This window comes from Nonomuraea sp. NPDC005501 (genome assembly GCF_040605905.1).
Lineage (GTDB): Bacteria > Actinomycetota > Actinomycetes > Streptosporangiales > Streptosporangiaceae > Nonomuraea.
Genome location: NZ_JBEXDT010000181.1, coordinates 1 through 6,816 on the forward strand (window position 1 = coordinate 1; position 6,816 = coordinate 6,816).

Here is a 6,816-nt window from a genome sequence, read left to right on the forward strand (position 1 = left end):
CGTCGAATCCGTCCTTCTGCCCGTCGATCCAGCCGTAGCAGAGGGCCACATCGAGCGCCTGGAGGTAGTCCAGCGCATCGACGCCCGCCACCTTCCTGGCGAGCTTGAGCCAGATCCCCGGCTGCGAGGCGTGGTGAGCGCTGAGCCATTCTTCGAATGCCTCAGCCGAGGGGAAAAAGAGGATTTCTCGGTCGCGATCCATCCGCAGCAGTCAACCACGTCGCACGCTCGTGCCGCACTCAGGGGCAGGTCGGTGCGCGGGAGATCGGTCAACTCAAGCTGCGCCGTCCCCGTACCCACCGGCGCCGCCCCGTCCGCTGACGCCGGCGAGCCCCGGACGTGCGGGGACGGCTGCTGCTCCCCCGCCGAGGAGAACACTTGACGATCGGCCGCCCGATGCCCGACCGCGTACGAGCCGCCTACCGCACCGAGATGCGCGCCGCCCGCACCACCACCGACGCCGAGGCCCGGTGGCGGCACGTGGAACGCGCGCGCATCGTCGCCCAGCCCTCTGCTCCAGGCCGCCTGATCCGCGAGCACGGACATGACGCCGTGGGCCGTGCCCGCGGCGCTGCGCGTGGCCCCCACACCGCCCTTCCTGAGGAACGTCTTCTGACGTGCGTCACCGCGTGGGGCTTGTGTCTCTCCCCCGCGCGCTCACCCTGTGCCCCACTCGGACAACACCAGGTCCACGAAAGCAGCGGGATGGTCCAGGTGGAGGAAGTGGCCGGCGTCCGGCCACACCACGGTCGTGGATCGGTGGTGCCCGGGCAGTCCCGCCTCCCACCGCGCCGCTTCCGGGACATTGTGGACGGCGAGCACCGGGCACGTCCGTCCGGCCAGGTACCGCTCGGATTCCCGGCGCACCCCGAACGCGCCCGGCAGGGTGTACATCCCGGCGTAGCACTCGGCCAGCACGTGACCGGGTGTGGCCAGCAGCCGCTCGGCGATCGGCGGGGGAAGCGGCCCGAGCTGCCGCGACGCCGCGGCCGCGCCGTCGGCGCGCAACGCCGCCAGCCGGCCGGGGATGAGCCGTTCCTCCGCCTCGTCCGCGCCGTAGGCGGGGGCGATGACCACCAGCGCGCTCACCAGCTCCGGATGCTCGACGGCCAGCGCGGTGACCACCTGGGCGCCCATGGAGTGCCCGATGGCCAGCACCGGCTCGTCCAGCAGCGGCAGCAGGTCACGGGCCAGGTCAACAGGCCGGTATCCGGTCGCCGGAGCCGGGGACCTGCCATGGCCGCGCAGGTCGGGGGCGATCACCCGGCGCTCGCCGAAGTCCAGCGCGTGCCACACCCGGTGGTCACCGCCCCAGCCGTGCACCAGGAGCAGCGGAGGTCCTTCACGCCCCCGGGTCTCCGCGTAGACGTTCACGCGTCGTACCGGATGTGCTCGAACCGCGCGGCACAGCCCTCGCCCGCCAGGTCCTGCACCCAGAGTCCGACGAAAGCGCCGGTGAAGCCGAACGAGCGCACGTGACCGTCGACGAACTCGTCGGCGTGCTCGTCCGACAGGATCGTCGCGTCCAGCTCGGGGCCGTCGTTGAACCGCACGACCGGCCCGTCGAACTCCACCCGCAGCCTGACCTCGGGCCCCGCCGGCCCGAGCAGGCGCTCGGTGCGGGTGCCCCGGTCGCTGCTGGTCAGCACCAGGCCGTCGGTGGTCAGTGCGAGGTAGTGCCAGTTGCGTGAGTTGTAGTACGCGGTGATGCCCGCCGATTGATGGACGCTGCCCGGCTCGAACCGCATGACCGTCTCAAGGGAGCACCTGTGCGCCGTGACCGGGCGGGCGACCAGGCTCGGGCTGCGCAGGCCGTACGGGGACTGGCCGCCCTGAACGGTGAGGCCGCCGGGGCCGGCGACCAGCCAGTCCGGTGAGGCGGGCCGCCGCAGCGTGCTCCACTCCGGTCCGAGACCGCCCGGGGAGTCCTCGGTCACCGGCCACGGATGGGCGGGCAGCGCGGGCGGGACCACCTCGACGGCGGGCACACCGCCCGCCACGCGCGGCCAGCCGTCCTCCCAGACCACGCGCTGCAGCGCGGTCTCACGGCCGAGCACGCACCTGCGGTTGTGGTACGGCCGGGCCATGAGGTGGGCGACGTACCACTCCCCCGTCTGCGTCCGCACCAGGCAGCCGTGCCCCGCCTTCTGCAGCTCCAGGCTCGGGTCGTGCCGCGAGGTGAGCATCGGCCCCGCCGGATCCTCCTCGTACGGCCCGGCGAGCGAGCGGGACCGCAGCACGGTGATCCCGTGCTCGAAACCGGTGCCTCCCTCGGCCACCATCAAGTAGTACCAGCCGTCGATCCGGTAGAGATGCGGGCCCTCGGTGACGTTGCGGTTGGGCAGGATCAGCTCGGGCTCGCCGCCGTCGAGGGGTTGCAGCTCGATCCCGGCGAACCCGCGTCCCGGCCGGGAGTCGAAGACCATGGTGAGCAGCCGGCTCCGGCCGTCCTCGTGGTAGAGGGCGGCGTCGAAACCGCGGCCGGGCAGCCGTACCGGGTCCGACCACGGCCCCTCGATCGAAGGGGCGGTGATCAGGTAGTTGGCGATGTCCTTGTACCCGAGGGCGTAGTTGTCCATCACGCCGTAGACGAGGTGGAACAACCCGTCGTGGTAGGTCAGGTCCGGCGCCCAGACACCGCCGGAGTCGGGCACGCCGGACAGGTCGAGCTGCCCGCGCCCGGTCAGGATGCCGCCCAGCGGACGCCAGTTCACCAGGTCGCGCGAGTGGTGGACGCGTACGCCCGGGTACCACTCGAAGGTCGACGTGGCCAGGTAGTAGTCCTCCCCCACCCGGACGATCGACGGGTCGGGGTGGAAACCGGGCAGGACGGGATTGCGGATCATGCGAGCTCAGTTCTCCAGGTGGAGCACCACGGTGCTGAGTGGTCCTACCTCGATCGGGCGGCCGAGGGGAACGCGGCGGCCGGTGACGAGATCACGGGCGTGGCCGGAGCCGGTCACGTGCATGGTGCGGGGGCGGTCCTCCGAGGTGTTCATGCCGATGAGGTACCGGCCGTAGGAGCATCGGTAGAACTGGGCCTTGCCGACGAAGAGCTTCTCGACCCCGGGGAAGTCCACGCCGAGCGCCGGGTCGGGCACATCGGCGGGGTGCGGGCCGACCTTGAGGACCTCGCCGGCGAAGCCCTGGTGCAGCTCGGGGCCGGGGGGCGGGAAGCCGCCGGGTGGGATGTGGGAGGCGGCGGGGTCGTTGATGGCGAAGTTGAAGCAGACCCAGTCGGCCTCGGTCCAGGTGTCGCCGGTGGGCGTGACCTGGCACTGCTGGCGGATGGTGGCGACCCGGTGGGTGTCCGGGGTGATGTGGTGGACGCGGGCCAGGTCGTTGACGGCCTGCCGGGCGCGCCAGTAGAGGGAGACGTAGAGGATCTCCGCGCCGTTCTTGATCGCGACGACGCCGTTCTCCTCGTCCGAGAAGACGAAGCCGGGGGCGTCCCAGTCCATGGGGAAGCGGGTACTGGCCGGGGGAAGCGCCTGGAAGCCGGGCCAGTCGCGCTGGAGGAGGCGCAGGGCGTTCAGCCCGACGCGCGGCCAGGTGTTGGTGAGCAGCAGGCCGAGGTGGCCGAAGAGCTGGTTGTCGGCGACCATGCGCTGGGCGTGCCCGGCGATCGAGGGGTCGCCGAGCACGGCCGCGGCCATGACGGGATTGCCGTCCCAGGCCAGCCGCTGGGCGTAGACGACGTCGCCCGGATAGTGGTCGTCGCGCCAGCCGACGGCGGCCTCCATGCGCATGGTGCGGTAGCCGTCGTTGTCGACCTCGGGATAGCGGAAGACGGCCCGCGCGTTGATCATCTTGATCAGCTGGGCCGTCAGCTCCGGATCCTCGACCCCGTCGAAGCGGGTGACGGCCTCGTGGAGCAGCACCAGCCAGTCGGTCACCTCACCGTAGTTCCCGACGTACCCCAGCTCCCTGGTCAGGCCCTTCCTGGTGACCTGGTAGAAGTGCTCGCCGAGGATCTTGCTGGGGTTGCCGGCGGCGTCCTCATGGCCGAGGAACGGCTTCAGGCCGACGGCCTGGTGGATGTAGTCGCGGGCCTTCTCCTCGGCGAGCGGCGCCTTCTCCGGATTTATCAGCATCAGGGCGCGGTTGCAGCGGTAGATGCCGAGTGCGCAGATCTGCACCTGGTTGCTGTAGTGCGGCATGTGCTGACGCCAGTACGAGATGGACTCGGCCAGCATCCTGGTGTAGGCGTCCCGCCGTACCGGCAGGTCACCCTGGTCGGGCTGGGTGGCTCCGTCCAGCGGCGTGACCTCGACGTCGTCGAACCAGGCGGTGCCGCCGCCCTCGACCCGGAGGTCCAGCCGGAGCTCGACGGCGGTGGCCGGGGTGGTCAGCTCCGCGGTGATCCGCGTCCAGTCCTGGGTGCCGACGGGTGCGTAGAACTTGTTGTCGGTGCCGGCGACCTTTCCCGCGGCGTCGTAGAAGAGCACGTCGAGGTACGCGCCCGGGGCCACGACGTCCTGGGTCCTGACCCAGACGCTGTAGCGATGCCTGCCCTGGCCGACGAGGGTGCGGTTCTGCGCGGTGTTCCAGCCCGCGGCGGCGCCGGCGGCGGCCGTGACCTTGACCGAGCGGGAGCCGCCGCGCTTGACCGTGTCGTCCCAGAGCCAGGTGGCCGTGCCGCGCCAGATGGCGGTGTTCCAGGAGGCGGGGGCCGTGCCGCCGCGCTCGAAGCCCGGGTTGGGCGCGCCCACGGCCCGCCCGCCGACCGGGCGTTCCAGCCGGTCGCCCAGGACGTCACGGAGCAGCAGCAGCGCCATGCCGACCTTGGCGAAGCCCTCCCACTGCTGGTCGGAGCCGGTCAGCACGGTCGGGTCGGTGAGCCACTTGGTGTAGCGGGCGTCGACGGCGGCCAGCACCTGGTCGATCGCGTCCGGGTTCCGGTGGGCCGGGCTCTCGGGCCAGTGATAGCCCTCGGCCAGCCCCTGGAAGGCCCAGGAGTCGAGCGAGGCGGGGTTGCCGTCGAGCCAGTTGCGGTGCTCGGTCAGCACCCTCGCCTTGATCTGCTCCAGCACCTCGGGGCCGGGTGCGGGCCGGACGGGCGCGTTCGGCACGGGACCCTGGACGCCGTCGCCGGGGAAGTACGGCTCGGCATGGGTGTAGATCCGGTAGAAGGGGCGGCTGGGCTTGTCCATCGACCGGTAGAACTCGGCCGCGTTCTGCCCGTAGCCCCAGATCCGGCCCATCGACCTGATCTCCAGCGTGACCCGCTCGCGGTCGCGCGTCATCGCCTCCGGCAGCGGGAGCGTGTGGTAGTGGAAGCGGCCCGGCGCGTGGGCGTCCAGGCTGAGGATGTCCAGCGGGTCGACCGCGCCCAGGTGATAGTGGCCGACCTGCCTGCCCTCGCAGAAGAGCTGCAGCCGGGACTGGTCGGCCTCGCTCGCGGCGTGGTCGTCGCCCCAGAGCTTGATCGTGACGTACGTGGTGCCGCGCGGCGCGCACCTGACGGCGAAGGAGATCGTGCCGCCCCAGACCCCGGCGGGCTCCTGGGGGTGCAGCACGCGGGCGGACCGGCCGAGTCCGCCCGATACGACCTCCGAGCGGTCGGCGGTCACCGCGTGGGCGGCTTCGGAGGCCTTGTCCCCGAAGACCACCACGTCCAGCGGCTCGTCGCGGCGGGGCGCGGCGGCGGCGGCCTCGCCGTTCCATAACCAGGTGGCGGCGGCCAGCGCGCCGGAGGACGCCAGCACGGTTCTCCGGCTGAGGTGGTGTGCCATGGGTCACTGACCCTTCAGGTAGGCGTCGGCCTGCTTGGCCAGTTCTGCCTGGACCTTGGCCAGGCCGGCCCTGTCCAGGGCCTTCTTCAGCTTGTCCAGCCCCTGGTCGACATCGACGGCGCCGATGAACAGCGGGTTGGCGAACTGCGTCATGGCCGCGGTGATCTGGGTGTTCTCGCGCTTCACCGGCTCGGGGTCGGGGACGAAGCCGGCGTACGGATCGACGGTGAAGTTGTCGATGTCCTGCGCCCAGTCGAACCAGGTCGTCTCGGACGCGGTCATGCCCTTGACGCGGCGCTCCAGCTTGGCCCGCCAGGAGAGCCCGAAGCCCGGGAACGTGTAGGTGGACAGCATCTCGTACTTGTCGTCGCCGATCGGGTTCCAGTCCTTGCCCTGGACGCCGTAGGTGATCAGGTCGTGGTTGTCCTTGATGGACAGCCAGTCCTCCAGTTGCATGGCCTTCTCGTTGTTCTGCCCCTTGGCGTTGAGCACGAGGAAGTTGTCGGCCTGGAAGGTCTGGTACGGCTTGGCGTCCTTGCCGCCCTTGAGCGGCATCACGTTGGCCAGCGTCGCCCCGGGGACGTTCTTGGCCAGCTCGGGGAGCAGCTGCGAGGTCAGGCCGTCGGTCATGGCCCAGGCGGTGGCGAAGCGGCCGGCCTTGAGCTGGGATTCGAGCGCCTTGGAGTCGAGGGTGAGCGCGTTCTTGTTGATCAGCCCGTCCTGGTAGTACTTGCGGACCAGGCGGAGCGCGTCGACCATGCCCGGCGCCTCCCAGAACGGCACCGGGTGGGACGAGCCGGTCTGCCTGCCGTCGGCGGCGAGGACGAAGGCGAGGGACTCGCCGGTGAAGGAGACGATGCTCGTTCGGGGGTTCTCCCACATGGAGGGGTTGAGCCAGCCGACCGGGTTCCACGCGACGAGCAGCTTGGGCATGCGGGAGTTCACCCCGATGGGGATGATGTCCTTGTTCTTCTGCTTGACGGTGTACCAGAACCTCTCCAGTCCGGAGAAGTCCGTAATCTCGCTCATTCCGTACTTGTCGGCAAGATCCTGACGAATAGCGAAGTGGTGGAAGCGAGCG

General features: G+C 70.7%; 4 protein-coding genes and 1 pseudogene. All 5 read right to left on the bottom strand.

All coding sequences use genetic code 11. The features are described 5' to 3' along the window. Nucleotides 1–202 (bottom strand): annotated as a pseudogene (locus tag ABZS51_RS41825) (OmdA domain containing protein); the annotation flags it as partial. 455 nt (nt 203–657) lie between these two features. Continuing rightward, nucleotides 658–1,374 carry an alpha/beta hydrolase gene (locus ABZS51_RS41830; RefSeq protein WP_355453662.1) on the bottom strand — a complete coding sequence of 239 codons (717 nt, stop codon included), beginning with the start codon at nt 1,372–1,374 and terminating at the stop codon, nt 658–660. Continuing rightward, complete coding sequence (locus ABZS51_RS41835) at nt 1,371–2,846, bottom strand: glycoside hydrolase family 43 protein (RefSeq protein WP_355453665.1); 1,476 nt, start codon at nt 2,844–2,846, stop codon at nt 1,371–1,373. The genes ABZS51_RS41830 and ABZS51_RS41835 overlap by 4 nt, the downstream gene beginning before the upstream one ends. A gap of 6 nt (nt 2,847–2,852) precedes the next feature. After that, the gene (locus tag ABZS51_RS41840) at nt 2,853–5,735 is read right to left on the bottom strand and encodes a hypothetical protein (protein ID WP_355453667.1); all 2,883 of its coding nucleotides are present in this window, start codon (nt 5,733–5,735) and stop codon (nt 2,853–2,855) included. 3 nt (nt 5,736–5,738) lie between these two features. Beyond that, nucleotides 5,739–6,764, bottom strand: coding sequence for an ABC transporter substrate-binding protein (locus ABZS51_RS41845; RefSeq protein ID WP_355453670.1), 1,026 nt, complete (start codon nt 6,762–6,764; stop codon nt 5,739–5,741). Between the last annotated feature and the right edge of the window lie 52 nt (nt 6,765–6,816).

Bases quoted from the DNA above. Each gene is read 5' to 3' on its own strand.
- ABZS51_RS41835 (WP_355453665.1), bottom strand. From the start codon at position 2,846: ATGATCCGCAATCCCGTCCTGCCCGGTTTCCACCCCGACCCGTCGATC.
- ABZS51_RS41840 (WP_355453667.1), bottom strand. From the start codon at position 5,735: ATGGCACACCACCTCAGCCGGAGAACCGTGCTGGCGTCCTCCGGCGCG.
- ABZS51_RS41845 (WP_355453670.1), bottom strand. From the start codon at position 6,764: ATGAGCGAGATTACGGACTTCTCCGGACTGGAGAGGTTCTGGTACACC.